A 26,434-nucleotide genomic window follows, 5' to 3' on the forward strand; every position below is an offset into this window, starting at 1 on the left:
CCACGGCTAGGTCACCGGCAACACGGAATCGTCGGCAAGCGCGACCGAGAGCACACCGTCGCGAATAAGCACCGGCAGAGGCGCCAGGTGCTCGGAGCCGGTGCCGACCCGCGCACCCGCTCCGTACACGCTGAAGTGGGCAGAGCACGTCGGACAGGTAAGGACGGCGGCGTCTCGGACAGGAAGGCCCATCATGCGTTCGAGCACAGCCCCCGCCATCGAATGGTCACATACGGGGCAATAGTCGCGATACGCGTACAGATCGTCACCGGAGCGGCAGACCAACAGATCGGTATCCGATACCCGGAAACCCGCGACCTCACCCGCGTCGACTTCGGCAAATTCGGGGACCTCCACCCAGTGCGCGCCTCCCCCTTCGGCGTGTACGTGCGAGAACAGGGACTCGACCGAGATCACACCCGACTTCAGCTCGTGCGAATCCGGTGTTTCGACGTCGATTCCGGTGGTCTCGGGTGCCGCCGCCTGCACCGCGTCCTGGACCGCGGTTTCGAGGGTCACCGACGACGAAGGGCAACTGTTACAGCTTCCGAGAAGCCGTAGCCGCACCACGCCGTCCGCCACCTCGATCAGTTCGACGTCCCCGCCGTGCGAGCCGAGGTACGGACGCACGCTGTCGAGCGCAGTGCGTACGCGGGTCTCGACGTCGTGCGGGTGAAGTCCGTGCACCAGTAGGAGGCTCGACACCAGATCGTCGCGTACCATCGCATCCATCATGGCCGGATCCGCCAGTGCGACGGTGCGTTCGAGTGCGGCGCCGTACAACTGCACGACCTCGCGGACCAGTTGCTCGGCGCGATCCCTGGCCACCGGGCCTGCACCGGCATTGGCCTGTAACAACGTCTCGATGCGCTCACCTGCTCCGCGCCAGTAGTCGGCCGATTGCTCCATCGATCACTCCCCGGTCACGGACTGCGTCGGAGAGTGCAACTTCTCCAGGGTCTTACCGCCGCCGAGATACATGTGAACACCACACGGCAGACAGGGATCGAAACTACGCACGGTCCGCATGATGTCTATGCCCTTGAAGTGGTCTCGATCGTTCTCCTCGAAGATCGGCTGACCCTGCACGGCATCCTCGTACGGACCGGGGGTTCCGTAGCTGTCGCGCGGGCTCGCATTCCACGGGGTCGGTGGGTACGGGTGATAGTTCGCGATCTTGCCGTCACGAATCACCATGTGATGTGAGAGAACTCCGCGGACGGCTTCGGTGAATCCGCAACCGATTCCCTCGTCCGGAACCTCGAACGACTCCCACGTCTTGGTACGGCCTGCCCGGATCTCGACAAGCGCCTTCTCTGCGAAGTGAAGGGCAGCCGCTGCTGCGTATGCCTGGAAATACGTTCGCGCACGGTTCCTTTCGAGAGTATTGCTGCCATGCTCTGGAATCTTCCACTCGAGCGAGACAGGACCCTTCAGTGCTGTTTTCGGAAGATTGATCTTCACACTGTGTCCGGTCGACTCCAGGTATCCGATGTCGACCAGGCCGGCAAGAGCGGTGCTCCACAGACGAGCCAATGCTCCCCCGCCGGTATCCAGAGCGAGGTTGTCTTTTCCGTCGAACCATCGCGGTGACATGACCCAGCTGTACTTGTCCTCGAGGTTCCGCTTCTGCGGGTGAGGGTTGGTGTGTTGATTCCACGGGTGCCGGCGATCGACCGGGTTACCCAGCGGATCGGTCTTGACGAACATCTCCTGATCACTCCAGTCCTCGTAATACGAGGACCCCAGCATGATTCGGATACCGAGGTTGATGTCCACCAGATCCGTGGTGACCAACTTTCCGTCGACAACCACACCGGGAGTGACAAACATCTTCCGGCCCCAGTCGGTCATGTCCTTGTACGAGAAATTGCAGTACTCGGGGTCTTGGAACGATCCCCAACAACCCAGCAGGGTCCGCCGCAGGCCAACCTTTTCGTAACCAGGCAGCGCCTGGTAGAAGAAGTCGAACAGGTCGTCGTGCATCGGCACGACCTTCTTCATGAATTCGACGTACCGCATCAGCCGCGACATGTAGTCCGTCATCAGTTCGATCGTCGCGACGGTGCCGACGCCGCCGGGATAGAGCGTCGACGGGTGGACGTGCCTACCCTCCATCAAGCAGAACATTTCGCGAGTCGAACGCGAGACTTGCAACGCTTCGCGATAGAACTCACCCGTGAACGGATTGAGAGTCCGCATGATGTCCGCGATCGTGCGATAACCGTGCTGCTCCTCGTGCGGGCAGCGCGTGTTCTCTGCCTGCGCCAGCACACCGGGATTCGTCTCGGAGACCATCTTCTCGCAGTAGTCGACTGCGACCAGATTCTCTTGAAAAATGTTGTGGTCGAACATGTACTCGGCGGCCTCGCCGAGATTGACGATCCACTCGCCTAGATGCGGCGGCTTGACGCCGTACGCCATGTTTTGTGCGTAGCACGAGCACGTGGCGTGATTGTCACCGCAGATGCCGCAGATACGACTGGTGATGAAATGCGCGTCGCGCGGGTCCTTCCCCTTCATGAACAGGGAATACCCACGAAAGATCGACGACGTGCTGTGGCACTCCACCACTTCGCGATTGGCGAAGTCGATCTTGGTGTAGATACCCAGACTGCCGACGATTCGGGTGATGGGGTCCCACGCCATCTCGACAAGACCGTCGCGGTCCGCAGTCGAGGTGGGTTCGGGAACGATGGCCGTCATTGCAGTGCCTCCCAGAGACGTTGCTCACGAACTGATTTGAAGGTATCCGGTCGGTCACCACGTACGCGTTGCACCGGTGAGCAACTTCGACCCGCGCTCGCGCCAGTGCGGTTCCTTGTCCAACGTGTGACCGGTGATCCGGCGCAGACTGTGGATCACGGACCCGTACATTCCCACCGCATTGGTGGAGAGTTTGCCGCCAGGTGGTTCATCCATGAACGGCATGAATTTGTCCGGGAATCCCGGCATCGTGCAGCCGATGCAGATCCCGCCGACATTAGGGCACCCGCCGACTCCGTTTATCCAACCACGTTTGGGGACATTGCATTTCACGACCGGTCCCCAACATCCCAGCTTGACGATGCACTTCGGCGACCCGTACTCCGTCGCGAACTCGCCCTGCTCGTAGTACCCGCCACGGTCACAGCCCTCGTGAACGGTGGCACCGAAAAGCCACTGCGGGCGGAGGGATTCGTCCAAGGGAATCATCGGCGCCTGATCAGTGGCCATGTACAGAAGATAGGTCAGGGTCTCGGAGAGGTTGTCCGGCTGAATGGGACACCCGGGAACGCACACGATCGGGATGCCCGCCTTCGATTTCCAGGTCCACCCGAGATAGTCCGGCACGCCCATCGCACCGGTCGGATTGCCGGCCATCGCATGTATGCCGCCGTAGGTTGCGCACGTGCCGACCGCAACTACCGCAGTGGCTTTCGGTGCCAGCTTGTCGAGCCATTCGCTCGTGGTGACCGGTTGGCCGGTTTCGCGATTGTTCCCGAAACCACACCAGTACCCCTCGTCGTGAAGTTTCTCGTTCGGTATAGATCCTTCGACAACAAGAACAAAGGGTTCCAATTCTCCTCGGTCGGCTTTCCAGAACCATTCCAGGAAATCGTCAGCGCCGCCCTGCGGTCCACATTCGAAGTCGATGAGCGGCCAATGAACCGCCACCTGAGGCAGGCCGGGCAACGCACCGAGCGCGATCTCCTCGATACTGGGTTGCGTGGCCGCGGTGAGCGCCACCGAATCACCGTCGCAACTGAGACCGGCATTGATCCACAGCACGTGGATCAGAGTTTCTTCCGCTTTGGCCGCTGCGCTTTCGGGGGTAGCTGCGCTTTCGGAGGCAGGTTCCGCCGTGGTGCCAGCAGTCGATTTTTGTGTGTCCATGTCAGCCGCTTTCACGGGTGCACTTGCGCCTGATTCTCGGCGCCGCTACTGCCTGACACGCTATGGCCTCAAATTGCTGCGGCACCGAAACGCTGACGCCACCGGAGTCGAACCTCGGCCCACTTGCGTGGCACCCACTCATTTCATTAACTACCCGAGCAGATCAGTTGTCAACGGCCACCGGAGAAATCGCCGAACGACTACCGATCCACTCGTACCACTCGTCCATGCCTTCACCTGTCGTGGCCGATAGAACAACAACGCGCACAGCAGGATTGAGAATTTTCGCTTGCGCGACACAGGCATCGACGTCGAACTCGACGTACGGGAGCAAGTCGATCTTGTTGATCACAACGAGGTCCGCGACGGCAAAGATGTGCGGGTACTTTTTCGGCTTGTCGCCCCCCTCCGGCGTCGATATTAGGACAACCTTGCCTTCCTCGCCCAGGTCGAAGAGCGCGGGGCACACCAGGTTTCCTACGTTTTCGATCAGAAGCAGCGACTCGTCCGCGGGGTCCAAGGCGCGCAGCGCGCGGTCGATCATCTCGGCATCGAGGTGACAGCCCGCCCCCGTGTTGACCTGGACCACTGACGCGCCGGCGTCACGAATCCGCTCGGCGTCGAGCCGGGTTTCCTGGTCACCTTCGATCACGGCAATCGGTCGTTGTCGTCCTAGTTCCCGGATCGTTCGCGCCAGCAATGTGGTCTTACCCGCGCCGGGCGAACTCATGATGTTGAGCGCCGTGATTCCGCGGCCCCGCATCCACTCACGATTGTGAACCGCAATGCGGTCGTTCTTGGCAAGCACCTGCTGCTCGAGAATTACAGTGTGGTCGGAGTGACCGTGCCCAAGGTCATGGTCATGGTCGTGGTCGTGGTCGTGGTCGTGGTGGTGACCGTGCCCATGGCTGTCGTCCTGCTCGTGTTCTCCGCCGGCGACGACCGACACCCGAGGTCCCGTGGTGTCCCCGCACCCACACGTCGCGCACATGCTCAGCTCACTTCCATCGACAGGATCCGCAACTCGCGGCCGGCAAGCACCTCGACATCAGCACTGCCGCACCCACACAACAAGAACATGTCGGGCGGCGAGAAAGTCACGCCACAGCTTTTGCATCGCGCGCTGGTTGCAATCTGATCGATGTGCAAGCTGGCACCCTCGGCGTGAGTACCCGCAGTGACAACGTCGAAGCAGAACAGCAGAGAGTGTGGAACCACCGCGCAGAGTTGCCCTACTTCCAGCCGCACGCTCGATACTCGTCGCTCGCCGGCACGCTCGCACACGGCTTCGACCACACTCTGCGCAATGGACAGCTCGTGCACGGTGAAACCCACGATTCGTGATCCGGAAACCTCCCTTCCACGATAAGCACCAACCGTCGCCGTACGTAACCCGTACATACAAAACAGGCTGCGATCCGCAACTACTTGCGGATCGCAGCCTGTGACAGCGTTTTTGACGAACGGAAACGTCTCGGCTAGCCGGCCGCAGCCTGTGTCGTTGTTGTTGATGATGTTGTCGTTGTCGTGGTCGCGGCGGGCGGTGCACTCGACTCGACTGAAGTCGACGGCGCCACGGTTGAAGTCACACTCGGCGTCGCGGCCGGCGCAACGGATGTCGTCGTCGGAGCCGCGGGTGCCGGTGCTGCAGATTCCGAACCTTCGGGTGCGGGTTGTACCGCTTCGCCCGTGGTTGTTGTGGGCTTGGCCGAGTCGGTAACCGAAGGCGAAGCAGCCAAGGCGTCGATGGCATCCGCCATCTCTTCGGCGGTCGGCTTCGCCGACGAATCGACCGGTTTGCCGTCCTGCGCCTGCTTGGCCAGATAGGTCAGCCACGCCGCTGCGTACTCCGCTGATGTCAGGGGCTTGCCGTTTGCAGCATCCGAATCGCGCCAGTAGTCGAAGTGGTGACCGACATCCGGGCCCAAGGTCAGGCCGTACGGATCGTTCATGACTACGGGGATGGTGTTCTGGTTCGTGGCGATGAGGCCGACGATTTCCTTGAACAGCTTCTGCGGCAGGTACGCCAACGGCGACACTTCCTCAGTGGAAACCGAGTCCTTTGCGACCGGCGTCGTGGTGGCCTCGCTCGGCTTGTACGCCGGGTCGGAGACCTTCAGCAAGACATCGAGGAAGGTTTCGTCGCTCTGCATCCAGGTGGGATTGCTCGAGATGTCGTTGAAGGCGTCGAACATCACGCGTCCCATCACGACCGCGATGTCCATGCCGGTGGCGGGCGTCAGATTCTGCGCTTGCAACTGGTCGACGTTGAGCTGCCGACCGACGTTTGCCGCCAGAATCAGGAGTGAAATGTTCTCGGGAGCTGCGCAGGTGAGGTCGCCGTCAGAGCAGAACGACGCAATCTTGCCGTTCAGGGCCCCGAAATCTCCGCTGGTGCCTGGAAGTGCCCCGGATCCGGAAGCGGTGTTCTTTCCGTTCTGATATTGCTGGTTGAAACCGTTCGGGTTCGCGTACGGGTTCTCGGCGCCGGGGAACGGCCCCTCGCCCGCGAGTCGACCAGCGTCGGCGAAGATCACCACACCGACGACGTTGTCCGGATTGATGCCGGAGGTGCTCGACTCCGACCCGATGTCCATCGCGACGCGGCGCACTACGTCAGCGCCTTCGCTGTAGCCGACAATCGAGAACTTCGTGTTCGGGCAGGCCGCGCTGATTGCCTTCATCACAGCGCGGGTGTTGTCCGCGCCCGTCGTCACGGCCTCTTCGTAACTGTCCATGTTTGCGGGATACGCGATGTAGACGGAGGCGTACGAGCCGTCCTTGACCGAACCGGCGGGCGCCTTGAGTACCGGGTCGACCCAGTAACTGCTGTAGTCGTCTGTGAGCGCCGCCGGGAGGAGTGTCGTTCCATCCGCACCGACGAGCATCTTCGTTGTGCCCTCGACCGGCGTGTCTCCGCGACCGGCAACACCGATCCCGACCGTGTCGTGGCACTCGGTGACAGACGCGGTCAACTCGGTCTCGATCGTCTGCGATTGCGGAGAATCCACGGCAACTGCGACCGCCACCAACGCGGCCACGCCGAGCGCTGCGGGCGCTACTGCACCCGCCAGTATTCGATGTCGCGAAAAGAACCCACGAACCGGCATATCTTCTCCCCAATCAACTTTTGGAAAACGTACGACCGACCCCCGGGGCGTCACGCAACGTCATTCGAGTAGTCGTCCAGTATGAGAGAAGCGTTACAGGAGGTAACGATTTCAGTCGAAAATAATGACCTGTCGGATTGCTTTTCCGTCCGCAAGTTCGTCCATGCCGGAATTGATGTCGTCCAACTCGATTCGCGAGGAGATGAGCTTCTCGACCGGTAGCTTCCCGTCCCGCCACAATTGCGCGTAGATCGGGATGTCGCGGGCGGGGACCGCGGATCCGAGGTAACTGCCGATGATGGTCCGCGCTTCGGCCACCAGCCCGAGCGGCGAGATCGACGAGCGCGCGTCAGGCGCAGGCAACCCGACCGTGACGGTCGTGCCACCCGCTGCCGTCGCGGCCACGGCTGTCTCGAACGCCCGAGCATTTCCCGCAGCTTCGACGACGATGTCTGCGCGAACGCCACTCTCGGACAGGCCGGACGGTGTGAAGACCTCGGTCGCGCCCAGTTCCAGCGCCTGAGCCAGCTTGGACTCCAGTGCGTCGACGCCGATGACGTTCTCGACCCCGAGTGCCCGCGCCGTCAGGATTGCGGCCATCCCGACGCCGCCCAAGCCGACCACCATCACGGTGTCCGCCGGGCGAGGCTTGGCCGCGTTGAGTAGCGCTCCCCCGCCGGTCAACACCGCGCAACCGAGTACGGCTGCAATCTCGGCCGGAATATCGTCTTCGACGGCAACTACGGACTTGGCGTTGACCACCGCATGCGTCGCGAAACCCGAAACGCCGAGATGATGTTTGACGCTCTCGCCGGAGCGCCGCAGTCGTTGCGCGCCACCGAGCAAACTGCCGTCGTTGTTGGCGGCGCTACCCACCGTGCACGGCATCCGGCCGTCAGTGGCGCATCCCGCGCACTCGCCACACCGCGGAAGAAAAGTCATCACGACGCGGGTGCCCACCGACAACGAATCAACGCCGCCGCCGAGTTCGACGATTCGACCAGCTGCCTCGTGGCCCAGCAACATCGGCACGGGGCGAACGCGATTCCCGTCGACCACGGAGAGGTCGGAGTGACAAAGCCCGGCAGCTTCGATCTTGACGAGGATCTCACCCGGGCCCGGGGATTCGAGGTCGAGTTCCGAAATCGAAATCGGAGTCGACTCCGCAAAGGGACGCTCCCGGCCGATCTCTTCGAGCACTGCACCACGGATCTTCAACTGCACACCCCGATTTCGATAGTTCGAACTACTTGCCCACGATCCCGCGTACCGACGCAGGGAGGTCACGAACCCGCTTGTACGGGCCGACGACGGCGGCCGCAAACGGCCTGGTCAAGAGCACCTGCGCCACCTCGAGCACCTCTTCGGAGGTAACCGCGTCGATGGTCGCGAGCGTCTGCGCAACACTGCGATGGTTGCCGTAATTGAGTTCACTGCGACCGATACGGTTCATGCGTGAACCTGAATCTTCCAGTGCCAGAACCAATCCGCCGCGCAGCGATCCCTTGGCGCGGGCGATCTCGGCATCGGTGATTCCGTCCGTCGCCACGTTCGCAAGTACCTCGCGGATCACTGTGGCAACCTCCCCGAGGTTCTCCGGCTGGCAACCCGCGTACACGGAGAACGCTCCGGTGTCCGCGAAGGTGTCTACGCCGGAATAGACGGAGTACGCAAGCCCCCGCTTCTCGCGAATCTCTTGGAACAGACGAGAACTCAGCCCGCCGCCCACTGCGGCGTTGAGAACAGACAGGGCCCAGCGATGACCCTCGTGCCGACCGAACGCGCGTACTCCGAGCGCAAGGTGGACCTGCTCGCTGTCGCGGTGGGTCAAGCTCAGTTCAGGCATCGTTCGCAAACGCAGAGTGCCTTCGCGCCGCGGCGCCGGCTTGACTCCACGCTCGAGATGCCCGGCGAAGGCGCGGCGAGCCAGCGTCACAACCTGCTTGTGGTCGACGTTCCCCGCTACTGCCAGCACCATCCGCTGCGGCGTGTAACGCCGAACATGGAAGGAATGCAACTGATTGCGCGACATCGACTCGATCGATTCGACGCTACCGATGATGGGACGACCGACAGGATGATCTCCGAACAACGCGGTCAGGAAGGCGTCGCCGAGCAGGTCTTCCGGATCGTCGTCTCGCATCGCGATCTCTTCGAGCACTACTTGCCGCTCGACGTCGACATCCGCAGTTCTGCAGCGCCCACGCAGTACGACGTCGGCAACAAGGTCCACCGCCATCGGGAGGTCCTCGTCGATCACGTGCGCGTAGAAACAGGTGTGTTCCTTCGACGTGAATGCATTGAGTTCGCCGCCCACACCATCCATGACCTGCGCGATGTCCAACGCGGTCCGTGACGGCGTCGACTTGAACAACAGATGCTCGAGAAAATGCGCGGCACCGGCCACACTCGGCTGCTCGTCGCGGGAACCGACTCCGACCCACACGCCGACGGAGGCGGAACGCACACCGGGGATGAATTCGGTGACGACGCGCAGGCCGCCGGGAAGGACCGTGCGCTGCACTCCCGATTCAGGAGTCGCATCGATCGGCGATTTCAGCACAGCGCTGCGGCTGCGCGTGGTGTTGGGAGTGGTCTTTGCCATGAAAAGGTTCAGCAGTCCTCGGTGCAAGTGTTGAATCAGGTATCTACAGGCTCGTGTCTACAGACAGTACAGATGCGGCCCCGCACGGAAATCCGCGCGGGGCCGCATCAGAGTACGAGTGAGATCTACTCGGAAGCAGCCTCGTCGGCGGCCGGAGCGGCAGCCTCGTCGTTGCCCTCTTCGACCGGGATCAGCGAGATCTTGCCACGTGCATCGATGTCGGCGATCTCGACGCGGATCTTGGATCCGACGTTGACCACGTCTTCGACCTTGGCAATGCGCTTACCGCTGCCCAGCTTCGAGATGTGCACCAGTCCGTCGCGTCCCGGCAGGAGCGAAACGAAGGCACCGAAGGCGGTGGTCTTGACGACCGTGCCCAGGAACCGTTCGCCGACCTTGGGGAGCTGCGGGTTGGCAATGGCGTTGATCATGTCGATCGCGGCCTGTGCAGACGGTCCATCGGTGGCGCCGACGAACACGGTGCCGTCGTCTTCGATGGAGATGTTGGCACCGGTCTGCTCGGTGATGGAGTTGATCATCTTGCCCTTGGGGCCGATGACCTCACCGATCTTGTCGACGGGGACCTTGATGGCCGTCACGCGGGGAGCGAACGGGCTCATCTCGTCCGGGGTGTCGATGGCCTCTGCCATGACCTCGAGGATCGTGGTACGAGCATCCTTGGCCTGCGCGAGTGCGCCGGCGAGGACCTTGGACGGGATGCCGTCGAGCTTCGTGTCCAGCTGCAGGGCCGTGACGAAGTCCTTGGTGCCTGCGACCTTGAAGTCCATGTCGCCGAAGGCGTCTTCGGCGCCGAGGATGTCGGTCAGAGCGACGTAGCGGGTTTCACCGTCGACCTGGTCGGAGACCAGACCCATGGCGATACCGGCAACCGGAGCGCGAAGCGGCACACCGGCGTTGAGCAGTGCGAGCGTGGACGCACACACCGAGCCCATCGAGGTGGAACCGTTGGAGCTCAGAGCCTCGGAGACCTGGCGAATCGCGTAAGGGAACTCTTCGACGCTGGGTAGAACGGGCATGAGAGCGCGCTCGGCGAGTGCACCGTGACCGATTTCGCGACGCTTCGGCGAACCGACGCGACCCGTCTCACCGGTGGAGTACGGCGGGAAGTTGTAATGATGCATGTAGCGCTTGGTGGTCTCGGGACCGAGCGAGTCGACCTGCTGAGCCATCTTGACCATGTCGAGAGTGGTGACACCCAGGATCTGGGTCTCGCCGCGCTCGAACAGTGCGGAGCCGTGTGCGCGCGGGATGATCGCGACCTCGGCGGACAGCGAACGGATGTCCGTGACGCCGCGGCCGTCGATGCGGAACTGATCGCGCAGGATGCGCTGGCGAACCAGCTTCTTGGTGAGCGAGCGGAACGCTGCTCCCAGTTCCTTCTCGCGGCCTTCGAAGTTGGGTGCAACCTGCTCGAGAACCTCGACCTTGACCTCGTCGGTCTTGTCGTCGCGTTCCTGCTTGCCGGCGATTGTCAGTGCGGCATTGAGCTTTTCGGACGCAGCAGCCTCGACGGCAGCAAAAACGTCGTCCTGGTACGCCGGGAAGACCGGGTAGTCACCCGTGGGCTTTGCAGCCTTGGATGCCAGTGCTGCCTGAGCAGCGCACAGGCGTGCGATGAACGGCTTGGCGGCCTCGAGGCCCTCGGCGACGATGGCCTCGGTCGGTGCCTGAGCGCCGTCGGCGATCTTCGCGATGACGTTGTCGGTGGCCTCGGCCTCGACCATCATGATCGCTACGTCGGCGTTGTCACCGCTGCCGGACACGACGCGGCCGGCTACGACCATGTCGAAGACGGCGTTCTCGAGCTGATCGACCGTCGGGAATGCAACCCACTGGCCGGCCTTGTTGTCCTCGGAGACGATGAGTGCAACACGCACGCCACCGACGGGTCCGGAGAACGGCAGGCCCGCGATCTGCGTCGACGCAGAAGCGGCGTTGATGGCCACGACGTCGTACAGATCCTGCGGGTTGAGGCTCATGACCGTGACGACGACCTGGATCTCGTTACGGAGACCGTCGACGAAGGACGGGCGCAGCGGCCGGTCGATGAGGCGGCAAGTCAGGATCGCGTCGGTGGAGGGGCGTCCCTCACGACGGAAGAACGAACCGGGGATGCGGCCCGCTGCGTACATACGCTCTTCGACGTCCACCGTCAGGGGGAAGAAGTCGAAGTGCTCCTTGGGGTGCTTGCTGGCGCTCGTGGCGGACAGCAGCATGGTCTCGTCGTCCAGGTAAGCAACGACGGCGCCGGCGGCCTGCTGAGCAAGGCGTCCGGTCTCGAAACGGATGGTACGGGTACCGAAGGACCCGTTGTCGATCACGGCGGTGGATTCGAACACGCCTTCGTCGACCTCTACTACGGAATTCTCTGTCATTCTTTTCTCTTCACTTCCCTCTCGTCTTCGCCGTACCCGCGCGGGCGTTTCCACCCTCCTGGTGGAAACTGCGCACCGAGGGACGTCCCCCTCTTGAATTGCAGACGCTCCTTGCGATGCGAGCGATTTCTGCTTCGGGACGTCACGACGTTCGGGCGGCCGTCGATCGAAGTCCGCCGGAGCTTTCGGGCACTTGCCCGGTCCGGAGAACCACTACCGACAACCGACACCACGTTCTCTGGTGCATACGGTGTGCTGGCGGCGCACTGCACAACTGTGCGTAGACAACTGTGCATAGCGCCGACAGCGGAAACTGCCTTGCGGCAGCTAACGCCGAAAGCCAGCGAAGCCCAGTATATGCGTGGCTTCGCCGGCTAACGGAGTGTTCGGCAAACCGAAGCGTGCCGTGTTGCTTTCGATCAGCGTCGTGAGAAAAATCTAGCGACGCAGGCCGAGACGCTCGATGAGCGTGCGGTAGCGAGCGACGTCAGTCTTTGCCACGTACTTCAGCAGACGACGACGGCGACCGACCATCAAGAGCAGTCCACGACGCGAGTGGTGGTCATGCTTGTGGGTCTTGAGGTGCTCGGTGAGATCGGTGATGCGCTTGGTGAGCATTGCCACCTGAGCTTCAGGCGATCCCGTGTCGGTCTCGTGCAAGCCGTACTCGCCGAGAACGACCTTCTTTTCTTCCGTGGTCAATGCCACTTGATTCACTCCTGTGATGACGTTTGCGTGAAAGGAACTAGATCGGTGCGGCCACCGCAAACCGCAGCACGCACCGAGAGAAGATCCTACCAGCAGCAATGAGGCGCTTTCGCCCACCTGGAGCGAATGTGGCCGCCGCCACTAGTGCAGGACGAGCTCAACCCACGCTGCGCTCTGCATCCTCACTCAGGATTTGGCGTGCGCGTTCGACGTCTCGGTTCATCGCCGTGATGAGCGACTCGATCGAGTCGAACTTCTCCATGCCCCGAATCCGCGAAACCAGGTCGACAGCGACGTGTTGTCCGTACAGGTCGGCTTCGGTGTCGAGAACGTACGCCTCGACAGTTCGGGTCCGGCCGGAGAAGGTCGGGTTGGTCCCCACAGACACTGCGGCTTGGTATCGACGACCGGGAACGACAGTTCCGAGTTCCTCGCCGGCGCCGAGCACCGTGAACCACGCTGCGTAGACGCCGTCGGCCGGAATCGCCGAAAACATCGGCGGTGCAACATTGGCCGTCGGGAATCCCAACTCGCGTCCACGCTTGTCACCGTGGACGACCACACCTTCGACACGATGTGGACGGCCGAGAGCTTCGGTAGCCGCTTCCATGTCGCCTGCGTCGACGCACGAGCGGATGTAGGTCGACGAGAACGTCACCGCATGCTCGGCGAGCAGCTGGACGCCGTCGACCGCAAAGCCGAAGCGAGCGCCCATCTCACGAAGAAGATCGACGTTGCCGAGCGCCTTCTTGCCGAAGGTGAAATTGTCCCCCACCACCACCTCGGCGACATGCAGACGTTCGACGAGAATTTCGTGGACGTAGCGCTCCGGCGTCAGCTTCATGAAATCAGCGGTGAACGGCATCACGCAGAACACGTCGATGCCCAGATCCTGAGCCAATTCCGCACGCCGTTGCAGCGTCGTCAACTGGGCTGGATGACTACCCGGTCGCACAACCTCCATGGGATGCGGGTCGAACGTCATCAACACGCTCGGAACACCACGTTTGCGCGCAGCGGTAACCGCTCTCGCTATCAATTGGGCATGCCCACGATGCACACCGTCGAACACACCGATAGTGAGCACACAACGACCCCAATCGGCCGGAACTTCGTCGAGACCACGCCATCTCAGCACGATTGGCAGCCTACGGGTCCACCGGCGGCGGGTCACGTTCGGACCCGCCCAGCGAATCACCACTGTGCTGCCGCTCACGTACGGAAGTTCCGGATTTCGTAGCCTAAGCTAAGCGTTGTGGCAGCTCACAAGACCGGAACCTCGGAAGCATCATCGACGTCGGATGGCGACAGCACTTCGGCGCACGGCGCGGCAATCGACACGCTCGCACTCTCGTCGGTGGCTCAGGACTACCTCAAGGTCATTTGGACGATCCAGGAGTGGTCCCACGAGCGGGTGTCCACCAAGCTCCTGTCCGAGAAGATGAACGTCTCGGCTTCGACGGTGTCCGAGGCGATCCGCAAACTCTCGGACCAGGGCCTCGTCGATCACGCCCGCTACGGTTCCATCGCTCTGACGGACAGTGGCCGCGCGGCTGCTGTGTCCATGGTCCGGCGCCACCGGTTGATCGAGACCTATCTGGTTCAGGAACTCGGCTACGGCTGGGACGAAGTCCACGACGAAGCCGAAGTCCTCGAACACGCCGTTTCCGATCTGATGATCTCGCGGATGGACGCCAAACTGGGCTTCCCCGAACGTGACCCGCACGGCGATCCCATTCCCGCCACCGATGGTTCGGTGCCGACTCCCCCGGCCCGTCAGCTCAGCGACTTCGCCAACGGCGAGCGGGGCCGCGTTGCCCGGATCTCCGATTCCGATCCCGAAATGCTTCGGTACTTCGATTCCGTCGGCGTCAGTCTCGATGTCGACATCACTGTCGAAGAACGCCGTGATTTCGCCGGAACAGTGTCCGTTCGACTCGGCGACAGCCCCGACACCATCGACCTGGGAAGCCCAGTCGCTCAAGCAATTTGGCTCGTGTAGTCGAGGCCGCTCAGAGCGGCAGACGATATCGCCGTTCTACAGGCCGGACGCCGTCGGTCCGGGTCCAGTCGGCGAGCCTCTCGTCGACGTACACCCAACCTCGACGCTCGTACAGCGCGATCGCCGGCAAAGCGTCCTCGACGACGTCGAGCACCAGTTCCAACTGACTTTCTGCTGCGAAATCCGTGACAGCGTCGAGTAGCGCACCGCTGAGGCCGTTTCCGCGGGCATGGGGATGAACGAACAATCGCGACACGGCAATCGATCCCGCGGTGGTGGGCGCGCCTCCGACCTCGCGGTCGACGGCCACATGACCGACAACACGGCCGTCGCTCTCACCGACCCACGCCTTCACCACCGTGGGCGAACGAAGCCAGCGGTGCGGGTTCTGTGGCCACGTGTTCGGATATCCGTCGCACTCGTGGACCTGTGCCAGCGCATCGACGCAACCGTCGAGGTCGCCGTCGACACGCTCGCGGACGATCACCCGCGAAGCGTCGCCGGTCGCACGACCATCACCGAACTGGCGCGTCGACCCTTCTCCTGCAGAAGCGCAATCGTGTGACCGGTGGGATCGATCGCCGCACAGATCCCCTTCATCCCGATCGGCTCGAGCCAGCGCCCCTGGCTGATCGCCTCGGCTTCCTCCGCCGTGATCTGCCGATGCGGAAAAGCCGTCTGCGCGGCCTGATCGATGTCGAGGCTCACACCCGGCTGTTCCGCGAGATCTTCGAGCGTGCGCGCATGTTCGAGAGTGAACGGCCCGACGCGGGTGCGGCGCAATGCCGTCAGATGACCACCGACGCCCAATTCACGACCGAGGTCGCGTGCAAGCGAGCGGATGTATGTTCCGGAAGAGCACTCAACGTCTACATCCAGATCGACGAAGCCACCAGGGACATCTCGCCGAGCCAGAACTTCGAAAGTCGACACCGTTACCGGGCGCGGCGCCAGCTCGACGGTTTCTCCCGCACGCACCAGGGCATGTGCGCGTTGACCGTCGACCTTGATAGCGCTCACGCTTGCCGGGATCTGCTTGATGTCTCCGGTCAGCGTTGCCACGATGGCAGCGATCTCCGCGTCCGTCACCTGCGAAGCGTCTGCGGAAGTCAGGACCTCCCCTTCGGCATCGTCCGTGTCCGTCGCTGCACCGAGGCGAATGGTCGCCGAGTACGCCTTGGTTGTCAGTGCCAGGAGTCCGAGCAACTTGGTCGCACGCTCGACGCCGAGAACGAGGACGCCGGTCGCCATGGGATCAAGAGTCCCGGCATGTCCCACCTTGCGGGTGTTCAACAATTTGCGGCACCGAGCGACCACGTCGTGGCTGGTGATGCCCGCCTCTTTGTCGACAATCAGGATTCCGGCGCCGACAAGACCGGAGGAAGGCTTTTCACGAGCTGACACGTGTGCCGATTCTGCCAGTCGCGCTCACTGCACCGAAATTGCCGTCAGAATGAGCCCGTCCGACACCAACCACCTGCCGTCGAAAGAGGTGAGCGGCGGACCAGACGTCGCCTCACCGGGGACCAGCAGACGCGAGTTGAAAGTTCCGGAAGTTTCCGACTCCGCCTCGAATGTGATGTGGGCGTCCTCGAAACCCAACCAGCGCCCGGTGAGCGGAAACCACGCCTTGTACGTGGCTTCCTTCGCGCAGAAGAGCACTCGATCCCAGTGCACCGGACCGCCGGTTTCCTGAGTGTCCAGCCACGTTCGTTCCGCTTCGATGCTGACCGCGGGCAATACCCCGTCCGGCAGCGGGCCGTGCGGCTCGGCGTCGATACCGAGTGAGCGGACCTGCATGGAGTACGCCAGGACAGCGCCGCGGTAGCCGTCGCAATGGGCGAGGCTTCCGACTACTCCCTGCGGCCAGAGTGGGGCACCACGCTCGCCGCGCATGACAGCGGCAGACGGAACACCGAGCTTGCCCATCGCCTGACGCGCGAGGTGCCGGGTAGTCACGAACTCGCGACGGCGCTTCTCGACCGCGCGGCCGATCAACGCCTCCTCGCTGGGGTGCGGAACCAGACCGGGCGGATCCACGAAGGCCTCGGCCGTCGCAACTCCACCGGGAAGAATCTGTTCGATCACGTAGCGATACCTCTCAGCGTCCGGCGCGCATGCGCTCGACTTCGGCTTCCTGCTCCGGCGTGACCTTGAAGTGGCCACCCCACTTGTTGAGCGTTCCCGGCGGGTACTCCGGAACGGGAAGAATCTGACGCAACAACTTCTCCGGCAGTCCACGCCGACGCCATTCGCGCGGGTATCCGAGTGAGACTTCCTCGAAGCGGACGCCGTCGTAGTACGTGGTTCGAGGAATGTGCAGGTGCCCGTACACCGAGCACACCGCGTTGTACTTCACATGCCAGTCGGCGGTCGCGGTGGTTCCGCACCACAACGCGAACTCCGGATACATGAGCACGTCCGTGGGCTGCCGGACCATCGGGAAATGGTTCACCAGAACGGTTTTTGTGCCTTCGGGGAGCGCGTCCAGCCGTGCCTGGGTGTATTCGATTCTCGCCCGGCACCACGCGTCGCGCGTTGCATACGGCTGCGGCGAGAGCAGGAACTCGTCGGTGGCGACGACGTTCTTGTCCCGCGCGATCTCGAGCCCGTGTTCCTTGTCTCGCGCGCCTTCCGGCAGGAAGGAGTAGTCGTAGAGAAGGAACATCGGGACGACCGTGACCGGGCCCTCGTCTCCCTCCCACACCGGGAACGGGTCCTCGGGCGTGATGACGTCGAGTTCGCGGCACATGTTGACCAGGTACTCGTACCGCGGCGCTCCGTGAATCTGAACCGGATCCTTGGCGGTCGTCCACAGTTCGTGGTTGCCCGGAATCCAGATGACCTTTGCGAATCGGCTGCGAAGGAGCTTCAACGCCCACCGAATGTCGTCAGTTTTCTCGGAAACATCTCCGGCGAGAATGAGCCAGTCGTCAGGCGAATCCGGGAACAGTTCCTCCGTCATCGGCTTGTTGCCGTTGTGACCGACATGAATGTCGCTCACCGCCATCAGCTTTGCTGCCACGATCCCTCTGCTTCCTCAGTTGAACTTCCGCGCTTCGCCGTCGCCGGACCTGTCACTGCCCACTTGCCGGAAAACGCTCGCCACGACACCGCGACCATCCGAAGTACTACGAACACGGTAAGCCCTGCCCAAATTCCGGCCAGCCCCCAGTCGTAGGCGAGGGAGAGCCAGATCGCGGGCAGAAATCCGAGAACTGCGCAGAGCATGGTCGCGTTGCGCAGAAACACCACGTCCCCGGCGCCGAGCAGAACACCGTCGAGTGCAAACACGATTCCCGCTACCGGCATGATCGCGACGAAGAACCACCAGGCGATCGACATTTGACCGAGGACCTCGGCGTCGGACGTGAAAAGTCCGGGGATCACGGAGTGGCCCGCGGCGAAGAAGATCGCGAGTACCACGGCAAATACCGTCGACCAGGCAGTGATCCGCCAGGTCATCCTCTTCGCGGCGGCTGCGAATCCACCGCCGAGGGCAGCTCCGATGAGCGTTTGGGCGGCGATCGCCAAGGAATCGAGAAGGAGCGAAACCAGGTTCCACAGTTGGAGGACAACTTGGTGTGCACCGACTACGGCTGCACCGAACCTCGACGCCACCGCGGCCGCCGAGACGAAACACGCTTGGAATGCGAGGCTGCGCAGAATCAGGTCACGGCCCATCAGCATCTGCGCCCGCATGATTGCAAAATGCGGTCGAGCCGAGACCGGTTCACGAAAGAGTGCCCAGGCGAACAGGACACCCGAAACGCTCTGGCCGACCAGATTCGCGACAGCTGATCCTTCGAGTTCCATCCGGGGAGCACCGAGCAAACCGTGCACGAGAATCGGGCACAACACCGCCGAAATACCCAGGCCGACCAGGACGAACCGAAGCGGTCGCACCGTGTTCTGAACCCCGCGCATCCAGCCGTTGCCGGCCAGGGCCACCAGGATGAGTGGAACACCCAATACCGCTATCCGAAGCCAACTTTCCGCAGCCGCGGCAATGTCGGGAGTCCCGGCCACCGCCGAAGTCAGCGGGCCCGCGATCACCTGCACGATCACTACCAAGGCCAAGCCGATCGCGGCCGCCAGCCAGGTCGCCTGAACACCCTCGCCCACCGCGTCGCGCTCGCGGCCCGCCCCGTGCAGCCGTGCGGAGCGCGCCGTCGTGCCGTACGACAAGAAGGTCAGCTGCGTACTCACCAACGACAGGATCAGACCACCGACTGCCAATCCGGCCAGCGGAAGCGCCCCGAGTCGGCCGACCACGGCGATGTCGAACAACAGATAGAGGGGTTCGGCCGCCAGTACCCCGAGTGCCGGAAACGCCAGGGAAAAGATTCGACGTCCAGTGACGTCGAAATCAGCTGCCGAAGATCCCGCCGAGGTGGCGTCAGATTCGCTCAATGCCGCGGATTCAGCCGAGTGCCGCGACGAGCGCGGCAACAATCTCGTCGCTGGAAGTGGTCGACGTATATCCGGCCGACAGCCGGTGCCCGCCGCCACCAAGACTTTCAGCGACCGCCGACACGTCGATCGCCGACTTTGCACGCAACGAGATCGACCAGCTTCCGGAAACCGACTCTTTGAGTACTGCGGCAACTTCGGCTTCCGAAGTAGTTCGCACGATATCGACGACGCTCTCGATCTCCTCGGAGCGAAGATCGCCGATGTCACTGCGTCGGATCACCGCGTACACCAGCCCACGGCCGTCCGCGGCTTCCGGGACCAGCACCGCGGACCCGAGTACCGAAGCCAGCATCGGCAACCACCCGAACGGATGGGTGTCGAGCAGCTTTCGCGCAATCGCGTCGCCGTCGATGCCGGTCGCCAGCAAACGCGCGGCGAGCACGTGCGGAAGCGGACCTCCCCACCGGAAGGAGCCGGTGTCGGTGACCAGTCCGGCATAGAGACAGTGCGCGATATCGCGATCGATCGCGACTCCCCACGCATCGAAGAATCGTGCGATGAGCGCCGTCGTCGAAGCCGCGGTTTCGTCGACGACGTTGATGGTTCCGAATTCGGAATTGGAGCGATGGTGATCAAGGACGATTGTGCGATGCGCGCCGGCGAGTCGACTCGCCAACTCACCGAGGCGGCCCTCGCTGCCGACATCCACGGTCACCAGAACATCGACGCTTTCCCGAACATCGGCGGGCGCCGTGAGCAAGTGAACACCAGGGAAATCACACATCGACTCGGGCAGCGCCGACGGCCGACTGAACGCGACCTGCACCGAAACACCCCGACGCTCGAGAACGAGACCGAGCGCAAGTCCGCTGCCGATCGTGTCCGCATCCGGCTGCACATGGCAGAGAATTGTCACCGTGTGCGCCGATTCGAGAACCTCGGCCACCTGAGCGAACTTCGCCTCGCAGGGGTCGACGTCCGAAAGTGCGGTGATCGTCATTCTCGGTGCGCGTCAGTCGGCTTCACGAACATCTGGCGACGCCTCGTCTTCGTCCGAAGCCACTCGCGGCTCCTTGTACGGATCTGCATCTCCGGCCGGCTGTGCATTCTCACGCGCCTTGGCGACCTCGTCGTCGGCGGCCTTGGCACGGGCCAGCAGTTCTTCCATATGACGCGCGGTGTCGGGAACGGTATCGGCGACAAACGTCAGAGTCGGTGTGAAGCGAACGCCAGTTCCGGCACCGACCTTCGAGCGGAGAACACCCTTGGCCTTCTCGAGTCCTGCGGCGGCGGCTTCCACATCGGGTGCGGAATCGACCTTCTCGCCCATGACTGTGTAGTACACCGTCGCGTCGTGCAGATCGTTGGTGACCTTGGTGTCCGTGATGGTCACGAATGCGAGTCGCGGATCCTTGATCTCGTGATCGATCGCGGTCGCGACGATGGTTCCGATACGCTTTGCCAACTTGCGTGCCCGGGCTGGATCTACCATGACTGTCAGTCTCCTCTACCTGGCCACTCGAATCGAGGTGACTCGATCGATCAAAGATCTGGTTAACAAGAATTATTACCGACAACAGTCTCGTCCATCGGCTACCCGGCAACCAAATCACCATCGGTAGAGGTCTTCGGCCACAAGCCACCGTGCACATCGAGCGTGAGTACAGACACCGTCACACTTGGTCCCCTGGACGCCGAATCCTTTGCCAACCAACTCGATTCGGTATGCCGTCCGGAAGAGTGGCTCAGCGACACAGATCGGTGACACTCAGTCTTCCGGGCCGAAGATTCGCCTTCGCACAGCCAGCAACTGAATCTCCGGACGCTCGGCGACCGCTCGCTCACAATGATCGAGAACATCGTGCAGGTGATCGACGGACGAACTGACCACACCGACGCCCACGAGCGCACGACGCAGGCGTCCCTGCTCCCCCGCCTCCGCTGCACTCACGCCGAATCGACGGAGTTCCGTCAGGATCGGCGACAGCATCGAACGCTTTTCCTTGAGTGAGTGGACATCGCCGAAAAGAATGTCGAACTCCAGTGCCCCTACAAACATTTTCCCCCTAGACAGAGCCGAATGGACTCTTCCGGACTTGTATGTTCAAGTCCGGAAGAGTCCATGTCAGCTAGTACTCACGTGCGTCCGCCCCAACGCCCGTGTCGACATAATCAGTCGCGCGGCTTCTCGCGAAGCTCGTAGCACTCGAGAACGTCACCGATCTTGATATCGGAATAGGTGACGGTCAAACCACATTCGTAGCCTTCGCGAACCTCGGTAGCGTCTTCCTTCTCCCGCTTGAGCGAGGAGATGGTGACCGTCTCGGCGATGACCTTGCTGTCGCGGATGAGACGTGCCTTGGCGTTGCGACGGATGCTGCCCGACGTGACCAAGCAACCGGCAATGTTGCCGATCTTGGACGAACGGAACATGGCGCGGATCTCTGCCTTGCCCAGCTCGACCTCTTCGTACACCGGCTTGAGCAGACCCTTGAGTGCCTTTTCGACCTCATCGATGGCCTGGTAGATCACCGAGTAGTAGCGAATGTCGACGCCCTCGCGGTTCGCCAGCTCCGTTGCCTTGCCTTCGGCGCGGACGTTGAAGCCGATGATGATCGCGTTGGACGCAGCAGCCAGGTTGACGTTGGTCTCCGTGATGCCACCGACACCGCGGTCGATGACGCGCAACTGCACCTCGTCGTCGATCGGAATTCCGAGGAGAGCCTCTTCGAGGGCCTCCACGGTTCCCGAGTTGTCACCCTTGAGGATCAAGTTCAGCTGTGAATGTTCCTTCAGAGCTGCATCGAGATCGTCGAGGCTGATGCGCTTACGACTCTTCGCTGCAAGCGCGTTGCGCTTACGTGCGTTGCGACGGTCCGCGATCTGGCGAGCGATACGGTCCTCGTCGACCACGAGCAGGTTGTCACCTGCACCGGGGACCGACGTGAAGCCGATGACCTGGACCGGACGTGAAGGCAGTGCCTCGTGGACGTCCTGACCGTGCTCGTCCACCATGCGGCGGACGCGGCCGTAAGCATCGCCGGCAACGATCGAGTCGCCGACCCGCAGCGTTCCGCGCTGGATGAGCACGGTAGCGACGGGGCCGCGGCCACGGTCGAGGTGCGCCTCGATGGCAACACCCTGAGCATCCATGTCCGGGTTGGCGCGCAGATCCAGGGAAGCGTCCGCCGTCAACAGCACTGCTTCGAGCAGTGCGTCGATGTTGAGACCCTGCTTCGCCGAGATGTCGACGAACATGGTGTCTCCGCCGTATTCCTCGGCCACCAGTCCGTACTCGGTGAGCTGCTGCCGGATCTTGTCCGGGTTCGCGCCTTCCTTGTCGATCTTGTTCACCGCGACCACGATCGGCACGTCGGCCGCCTGGGCGTGGTTGATCGCTTCCACCGTCTGCGGCATGACGCCGTCGTCGGCTGCGACAACAAGGATCGCGAGGTCTGTGGCCTTGGCACCACGAGCACGCATGGCCGTGAAGGCCTCGTGACCCGGGGTGTCGATGAACGTCACGAGACGCTCGTTGCCCTCGAGCTCGGTCAGCACCTGGTAGGCACCGATGTGCTGCGTGATGCCGCCGGCTTCGCCCTCACGGACATTCGCCTTACGGATCACGTCGAGCAGACGGGTCTTACCGTGGTCGACGTGGCCCATGACGGTGACCACAGGCGGACGGGACTCGAGGTCCTCTTCTCCGCCGGCGTCCTCGCCGTAGGTGAGGTCGAAGCTGTCGAGCAGCTCGCGGTCCTCGTCCTCCGGGCTGACGACCTGCACGACGTAGTTCATTTCGCCGCCGAGCAGCTCCAGCGTCTCGTCGTTGACCGACTGAGTTGCCGTGACCATCTCACCGAGGTTGAACAACGCCTGCACGAGTGCTGCGGGGTTCGCATCGATCTTGTCCGCGAAGTCCGACAGCGATGCGCCGCGAGCGAGACGGATGGTCTCACCGTTGCCGCGTGGCAGCCTGACGCCGCCGACTGCGGGAGCCTGCATGCTTTCGTACTCGGCGCGCTTCGCCCGCTTCGACTTACGTCCACGGCGAACTGCTCCGCCGGGACGACCGAATGCACCTGCCGCTGCGCCGCGCTGACCGGGACGGCCACCGCCGCCGGGACGACCGCGGAATCCCCCGGCCGGAGCTGCTCCACCGGGAGCACCTGCACCAGCACCGGCGCCGGGAGCGCCGCCGCCGCGGTATCCACCGCCGCCGCCGCCCGGACGACCACCGGGAGCGCCACCGGGACGACCCGGACGTCCGCCGCCACCGGGCGCGGGACGAGCGGAACGAGCAGGCATTGCACCCGGGTTCGGGCGAGGAGGCATGGAGCCGGGGCTGGGACGGGGTCCGCCCTGACCTGCAGGCGGACGAGGTCCACCCTGGCCGGGAGCCGGACGGGGACCGCCCTGACCCGGAGCCGGACGAGGTCCACCCTGGCCGGGAGCCGGACGGGGACCGCCCTGACCCGGAGCCGGACGAGAACCGCCCTGGCCTGCACCCGGACGCGGTGCGCCGGGAGCCGGACGAGGTGCCGGACGCTCGGCGGGTGCCGAGGAGTACGGGTTGTTACCGACGCGAGGTGCCTTCGGTCCCGGACGCGGTCCGCCGGGCTTTGCGCCGGTGGACGGTGCCGCCGGAGCCGCGGGGGCTGCCGGTGCCGATGCTGCGGGAGCAGCCGGAGCCGGGCGTGCCGGCTGTGCCGGCTTCGGAGCGTTGAACGTCGGGGTGGGGACCGGCGCCGACGGTGCTGCCGGAGCAGCGGCTGCGGGAGCCGCGGGGGCTGCCGGTGCCGGAGCTGCGGGAGCAGCCGGTGCGGGTGCGGCCGGCTTGGGGCCGGGACGCGGGCCACCGGGCTTTGCAGCTGACGGCGACGGTGCGCCGGGCTTTGCCGCGGGGCGAGCCGCCGGAGCGGCTGCGCCGGTCTCGGACTTGGTTTCTGCTCCGCCTGCCGACGGGAATGACTCCCGCAGACGACGGGCGACGGGCGCCTCCACTGTGGATGACGCAGACTTCACGAACTCGCCTTGCTCCTTGAGCGTTGCGAGTAGTTCCTTGCTGGTGACACCGAGTTCTTTAGCCAACTCGTGCACGCGGGCCTTGCCTGCCACTGCTCTCCTCACTGATGAGGTCGAGCAGGAGGCATCCCACAGATGTGGGTCCCGCACGACCTCGGGTTATCGCCGATGGACGTTCATCGTTGGTGCTTCACGGTGTGCTCATGAGTGCTTGTGCCTGTTCTTCTCGAGAGGTACTGCTTTTGTGTGAACTGCGTCGACCAGCTGGTCGACAGCGGACGTGTCCAGATTTCCGGACACTCGCAGTGCTCTGCTGAATGCTCGGCGCCGCTCTGCCAGGCTCAGACAACTCGGATCCAGGTGCAGCCATGCACCTCGACCGGGGAGTCTTCGCGATACGTCGGGGACGAGCGGGGAACCCTCCGGCCCCTGCTCACCAACCACGACCCTCAACAGATCGACAGCCGACCCTTGTTCCCTGCACCCCACACACGTTCTGACCGGCGAACCGGGTTTCACGCGCGCAGAATCCGAGGACTCACGTCGAACCATTGTCCACTCTACCGCCGAACCGTCTCGATCACTGCATTCCACCGTTATCCGTTGGACGTGGCGGGCCGGTCGGACGCGTCGCCAACGGGTGCCGCATCGCTCCGAATGTCGATACGCCAACCCGTCAACCGTGCAGCCAGGCGGGCATTTTGACCCTCTTTTCCGATGGCCAACGAAAGCTGGAAATCGGGCACGATGACACGGGCCGCACGAGCCTCGGGATCGACGACAGTGACGGAGACCACTTTCGACGGGGAAAGTGCGTTGCCCACAAACGTCGCGGGATCTTCGTCGAAGTCGATGATGTCGATCTTCTCCCCCGCAAGTTCGCTCATGACGTTGCGGACGCGCTGACCCATCGGGCCGATGCATGCACCCTTTGCGTTCAGCCCCTGCACGCGTGAGGCAACGGCGATCTTGGAACGGTGTCCCGCTTCGCGCGCGACGTTGATGATCTCGACGCTGCCGTCCGCGATCTCCGGAACCTCGAGTGCGAACAACTTGCGAACCAGGTTCGGATGGGTCCGCGAGAGGGTGATCTGGGGGCCACGGGCGCCGCGAGCAACCCCGACGACGTAGCACTTGATGCGCTCGCCGTGTTCGTAGTTCTCGCCGGGAACCTGTTCTGCGGGCGGCAACAATCCTTCGGCGCCATTGGATTCGCTGCCGATTCGAACGACGACCATCCCGCGAGAGTTTGCACGCGTGTCGCGCTGAATGACACCGCCGACGATTTCACCCTCATGGGTGGAGAACTCACCGAAACTGCGCTCGTGCTCGGCGTCGCGCAAACGCTGCAGGATGACCTGGCGTGCGGTGGTCGCCGCGATTCGACCGAATCCTTCGGGAGTGTCGTCCCACTCCTCGCCGATCATGTTGCCGTCGGCATCGGTGTCGTGTGCCATCACTCGCACCGAACCGGTCTTGATGTTGACATCGATCCGAGCGTTCTGCTTGTGCCCCTCGGTGTGGCGGTACGCCGTCAGCAGCGCGGTCTGGATCGTGGCGATCACAGTTTCGATCGAAACGCCCTTTTCGGCTTCGATCGCTCGCAACGCTGCAATGTCGATATTCACTTGTCGAACCCTTCTTCGTTTTCTACGTCTTCTAATTCTGCTTCGTCGTCTTCGACACTGTCCACGCCCGAGTCATCGGTGAGGTCAACCGCATCCGAGGGAACTGCGCGCCCCTCCGGGATGCCGCCCGCGAGTTCCAACTCCGCCTCACTGGGCTTCGAGAACTCCACCTGAACTACGGCCTTCTGAACGTCGCCCAGTGCAATCTCTCGCACGGTCAGTCCGCCACGGCCACCGATGACAACCGCCACGGAATCGTCGTTCAACGTTCCGATACGGCCGACCACGGTCTCGCCGGCCAGATCGATACGCGCTTTGCGTCCACGAGCTCGACGCCAGTGACGCTCGAGCGTCAGTGGACGATCGATTCCCGGGGAGGTCACCTCGAGGGTGTACGGCGTTTCACCGATTTCCTCGAGGCTGTCGAAAAGTTCCGAAACGAGTCTGCTGATCTCTGCGGCGGCATCGAGTTCGATCCCGGCATCGCTGTCGACCATGATGCGCACCGCGCTGTGCTTGCCCGCACTGGTCACGACAACGTCTTCGACGTCGTAACCCTGGGCGTGCACGAGTTCGGAGATCAGCTCGATCACCCTCTCCCTGGATGGCACCGGCATCTCGCGAACTCCTCATTTCAGTTGTCGTCGATTGTCCGACTTGTGTCGACT

Annotated in this window: 24 protein-coding genes; 1 reads left to right on the top strand and 23 read right to left on the bottom strand. The window is 63.1% G+C overall.

Going from position 1 to position 26,434, the window contains the following annotated elements:
• Positions 1-6 precede the first annotated feature (6 nt).
• The 11 genes from CPI83_RS16620 to CPI83_RS16670 all read right to left on the bottom strand — a co-directional run bounded on the left by CPI83_RS16620 (position 7) and on the right by CPI83_RS16670 (position 13,833).
• Complete coding sequence (locus CPI83_RS16620; protein ID WP_097387452.1) at positions 7-909, bottom strand: NifU family protein; 903 nt, start codon at positions 907-909, stop codon at positions 7-9.
• Between the two features lie 3 nt (positions 910-912).
• Complete coding sequence (locus tag CPI83_RS16625; protein ID WP_019748080.1) at positions 913-2,706, bottom strand: nickel-dependent hydrogenase large subunit; 1,794 nt, start codon at positions 2,704-2,706, stop codon at positions 913-915.
• A gap of 54 nt (positions 2,707-2,760) precedes the next feature.
• A complete protein-coding gene (locus CPI83_RS16630; protein ID WP_020969412.1) occupies positions 2,761-3,876 on the bottom strand; it encodes a NiFe hydrogenase small subunit in 1,116 nt (371 codons plus the stop codon).
• Positions 3,877-4,039: 163 nt separating this feature from the next.
• Positions 4,040-4,867, bottom strand: coding sequence for a hydrogenase nickel incorporation protein HypB (gene hypB, locus CPI83_RS16635; RefSeq protein WP_097387453.1), 828 nt, complete (start codon positions 4,865-4,867; stop codon positions 4,040-4,042).
• 2 nt (positions 4,868-4,869) lie between these two features.
• A complete protein-coding gene (gene hypA / locus CPI83_RS16640) occupies positions 4,870-5,199 on the bottom strand; it encodes a hydrogenase maturation nickel metallochaperone HypA (RefSeq protein ID WP_095970748.1) in 330 nt (109 codons plus the stop codon).
• A 155-nt stretch (positions 5,200-5,354) separates the two neighbouring features.
• On the bottom strand, positions 5,355-6,986 hold the full coding sequence (locus tag CPI83_RS16645) for a cutinase family protein (RefSeq protein ID WP_097387454.1): 1,632 nt from the start codon (positions 6,984-6,986) through the stop codon (positions 5,355-5,357).
• A gap of 111 nt (positions 6,987-7,097) precedes the next feature.
• Positions 7,098-8,204: an alcohol dehydrogenase catalytic domain-containing protein gene (locus CPI83_RS16650; RefSeq protein ID WP_198586374.1), complete on the bottom strand. Its 1,107-nt coding sequence runs from the start codon at positions 8,202-8,204 to the stop codon at positions 7,098-7,100.
• A 28-nt stretch (positions 8,205-8,232) separates the two neighbouring features.
• Positions 8,233-9,591, bottom strand: a complete 1,359-nt coding sequence (locus tag CPI83_RS16655) for a pitrilysin family protein (protein ID WP_019748074.1) — start codon at positions 9,589-9,591, stop codon at positions 8,233-8,235.
• Between the two features lie 125 nt (positions 9,592-9,716).
• Complete coding sequence (locus tag CPI83_RS16660) at positions 9,717-11,987, bottom strand: polyribonucleotide nucleotidyltransferase (RefSeq protein WP_097387456.1); 2,271 nt, start codon at positions 11,985-11,987, stop codon at positions 9,717-9,719.
• 438 nt (positions 11,988-12,425) lie between these two features.
• On the bottom strand, positions 12,426-12,695 hold the full coding sequence (gene rpsO / locus CPI83_RS16665; protein ID WP_003942254.1) for a 30S ribosomal protein S15: 270 nt from the start codon (positions 12,693-12,695) through the stop codon (positions 12,426-12,428).
• A gap of 157 nt (positions 12,696-12,852) precedes the next feature.
• Complete coding sequence (locus CPI83_RS16670; protein WP_019748071.1) at positions 12,853-13,833, bottom strand: bifunctional riboflavin kinase/FAD synthetase; 981 nt, start codon at positions 13,831-13,833, stop codon at positions 12,853-12,855.
• 117 nt (positions 13,834-13,950) lie between these two features.
• On the opposite strand from CPI83_RS16670, the gene CPI83_RS16675 reads away from it, so the two are divergent.
• On the top strand, positions 13,951-14,697 hold the full coding sequence (locus tag CPI83_RS16675) for a metal-dependent transcriptional regulator (protein WP_019748070.1): 747 nt from the start codon (positions 13,951-13,953) through the stop codon (positions 14,695-14,697).
• 10 nt (positions 14,698-14,707) lie between these two features.
• Here CPI83_RS16675 and CPI83_RS16680 read toward each other — a convergent pair whose 3' ends face one another.
• The 12 genes from CPI83_RS16680 to rimP form a co-directional block, all read right to left on the bottom strand.
• Positions 14,708-15,184 (bottom strand): GNAT family N-acetyltransferase, encoded by a 477-nt coding sequence (locus CPI83_RS16680; protein ID WP_097387457.1) that lies wholly within the window; start codon positions 15,182-15,184, stop codon positions 14,708-14,710.
• Positions 15,181-16,101 carry a tRNA pseudouridine(55) synthase TruB gene (gene truB, locus CPI83_RS16685; RefSeq protein ID WP_021333527.1) on the bottom strand — a complete coding sequence of 307 codons (921 nt, stop codon included), beginning with the start codon at positions 16,099-16,101 and terminating at the stop codon, positions 15,181-15,183. Before truB ends, CPI83_RS16680 begins: the two co-directional genes overlap by 4 nt.
• Positions 16,102-16,125: 24 nt before the next feature.
• A complete protein-coding gene (locus tag CPI83_RS16690) occupies positions 16,126-16,785 on the bottom strand; it encodes a 4'-phosphopantetheinyl transferase (RefSeq protein ID WP_003942126.1) in 660 nt (219 codons plus the stop codon).
• A 13-nt stretch (positions 16,786-16,798) separates the two neighbouring features.
• Positions 16,799-17,722 carry a metallophosphoesterase gene (locus CPI83_RS16695; protein ID WP_003942180.1) on the bottom strand — a complete coding sequence of 308 codons (924 nt, stop codon included), beginning with the start codon at positions 17,720-17,722 and terminating at the stop codon, positions 16,799-16,801.
• Positions 17,707-19,044, bottom strand: a complete 1,338-nt coding sequence (locus CPI83_RS16700; RefSeq protein WP_269801286.1) for an MATE family efflux transporter — start codon at positions 19,042-19,044, stop codon at positions 17,707-17,709. Before CPI83_RS16700 ends, CPI83_RS16695 begins: the two co-directional genes overlap by 16 nt.
• 76 nt (positions 19,045-19,120) lie before the next feature.
• Positions 19,121-20,113, bottom strand: coding sequence for a bifunctional oligoribonuclease/PAP phosphatase NrnA (locus tag CPI83_RS16705; protein WP_020907440.1), 993 nt, complete (start codon positions 20,111-20,113; stop codon positions 19,121-19,123).
• A gap of 12 nt (positions 20,114-20,125) precedes the next feature.
• Positions 20,126-20,605, bottom strand: coding sequence for a 30S ribosome-binding factor RbfA (rbfA, locus tag CPI83_RS16710; RefSeq protein WP_003942248.1), 480 nt, complete (start codon positions 20,603-20,605; stop codon positions 20,126-20,128).
• A 276-nt stretch (positions 20,606-20,881) separates the two neighbouring features.
• Complete coding sequence (locus CPI83_RS16715) at positions 20,882-21,172, bottom strand: DUF503 domain-containing protein (RefSeq protein ID WP_003942205.1); 291 nt, start codon at positions 21,170-21,172, stop codon at positions 20,882-20,884.
• A gap of 113 nt (positions 21,173-21,285) precedes the next feature.
• Positions 21,286-24,231, bottom strand: coding sequence for a translation initiation factor IF-2 (gene infB / locus CPI83_RS16720; protein ID WP_020907439.1), 2,946 nt, complete (start codon positions 24,229-24,231; stop codon positions 21,286-21,288).
• 108 nt (positions 24,232-24,339) lie between these two features.
• Entirely contained in the window at positions 24,340-24,690 is a 351-nt protein-coding gene (locus CPI83_RS16725) for a YlxR family protein (protein ID WP_019748063.1), read from the bottom strand.
• A 44-nt stretch (positions 24,691-24,734) separates the two neighbouring features.
• Positions 24,735-25,766, bottom strand: a complete 1,032-nt coding sequence (nusA, locus tag CPI83_RS16730; protein ID WP_003942738.1) for a transcription termination factor NusA — start codon at positions 25,764-25,766, stop codon at positions 24,735-24,737.
• Entirely contained in the window at positions 25,763-26,383 is a 621-nt protein-coding gene (gene rimP, locus CPI83_RS16735; protein ID WP_020907437.1) for a ribosome maturation factor RimP, read from the bottom strand. Before rimP ends, nusA begins: the two co-directional genes overlap by 4 nt.
• Positions 26,384-26,434: the final 51 nt, after the last annotated feature.

Source organism: Rhodococcus sp. H-CA8f (genome assembly GCF_002501585.1).
GTDB classification, from domain to species: domain Bacteria; phylum Actinomycetota; class Actinomycetes; order Mycobacteriales; family Mycobacteriaceae; genus Rhodococcus_F; species Rhodococcus_F erythropolis.

Coding starts and splice junctions, on each gene's coding strand:
- CPI83_RS16655 (WP_019748074.1), bottom strand. CDS start 9,591: ATGGCAAAGACCACTCCCAACACCACGCGCAGCCGCAGCGCTGTGCTG.
- CPI83_RS16660 (WP_097387456.1), bottom strand. CDS start 11,987: ATGACAGAGAATTCCGTAGTAGAGGTCGACGAAGGCGTGTTCGAATCC.
- CPI83_RS16630 (WP_020969412.1), bottom strand. CDS start 3,876: ATGGACACACAAAAATCGACTGCTGGCACCACGGCGGAACCTGCCTCC.
- CPI83_RS16715 (WP_003942205.1), bottom strand. CDS start 21,172: ATGTTTGTAGGGGCACTGGAGTTCGACATTCTTTTCGGCGATGTCCAC.
- CPI83_RS16725 (WP_019748063.1), bottom strand. CDS start 24,690: ATGGTTCGACGTGAGTCCTCGGATTCTGCGCGCGTGAAACCCGGTTCG.
- CPI83_RS16705 (WP_020907440.1), bottom strand. CDS start 20,113: ATGACGATCACCGCACTTTCGGACGTCGACCCCTGCGAGGCGAAGTTC.
- CPI83_RS16620 (WP_097387452.1), bottom strand. CDS start 909: ATGGAGCAATCGGCCGACTACTGGCGCGGAGCAGGTGAGCGCATCGAG.
- CPI83_RS16625 (WP_019748080.1), bottom strand. CDS start 2,706: ATGACGGCCATCGTTCCCGAACCCACCTCGACTGCGGACCGCGACGGT.
- hypB (WP_097387453.1), bottom strand. CDS start 4,867: ATGTGCGCGACGTGTGGGTGCGGGGACACCACGGGACCTCGGGTGTCG.
- CPI83_RS16645 (WP_097387454.1), bottom strand. CDS start 6,986: ATGCCGGTTCGTGGGTTCTTTTCGCGACATCGAATACTGGCGGGTGCA.
- rimP (WP_020907437.1), bottom strand. CDS start 26,383: ATGCCGGTGCCATCCAGGGAGAGGGTGATCGAGCTGATCTCCGAACTC.
- rbfA (WP_003942248.1), bottom strand. CDS start 20,605: ATGGTAGATCCAGCCCGGGCACGCAAGTTGGCAAAGCGTATCGGAACC.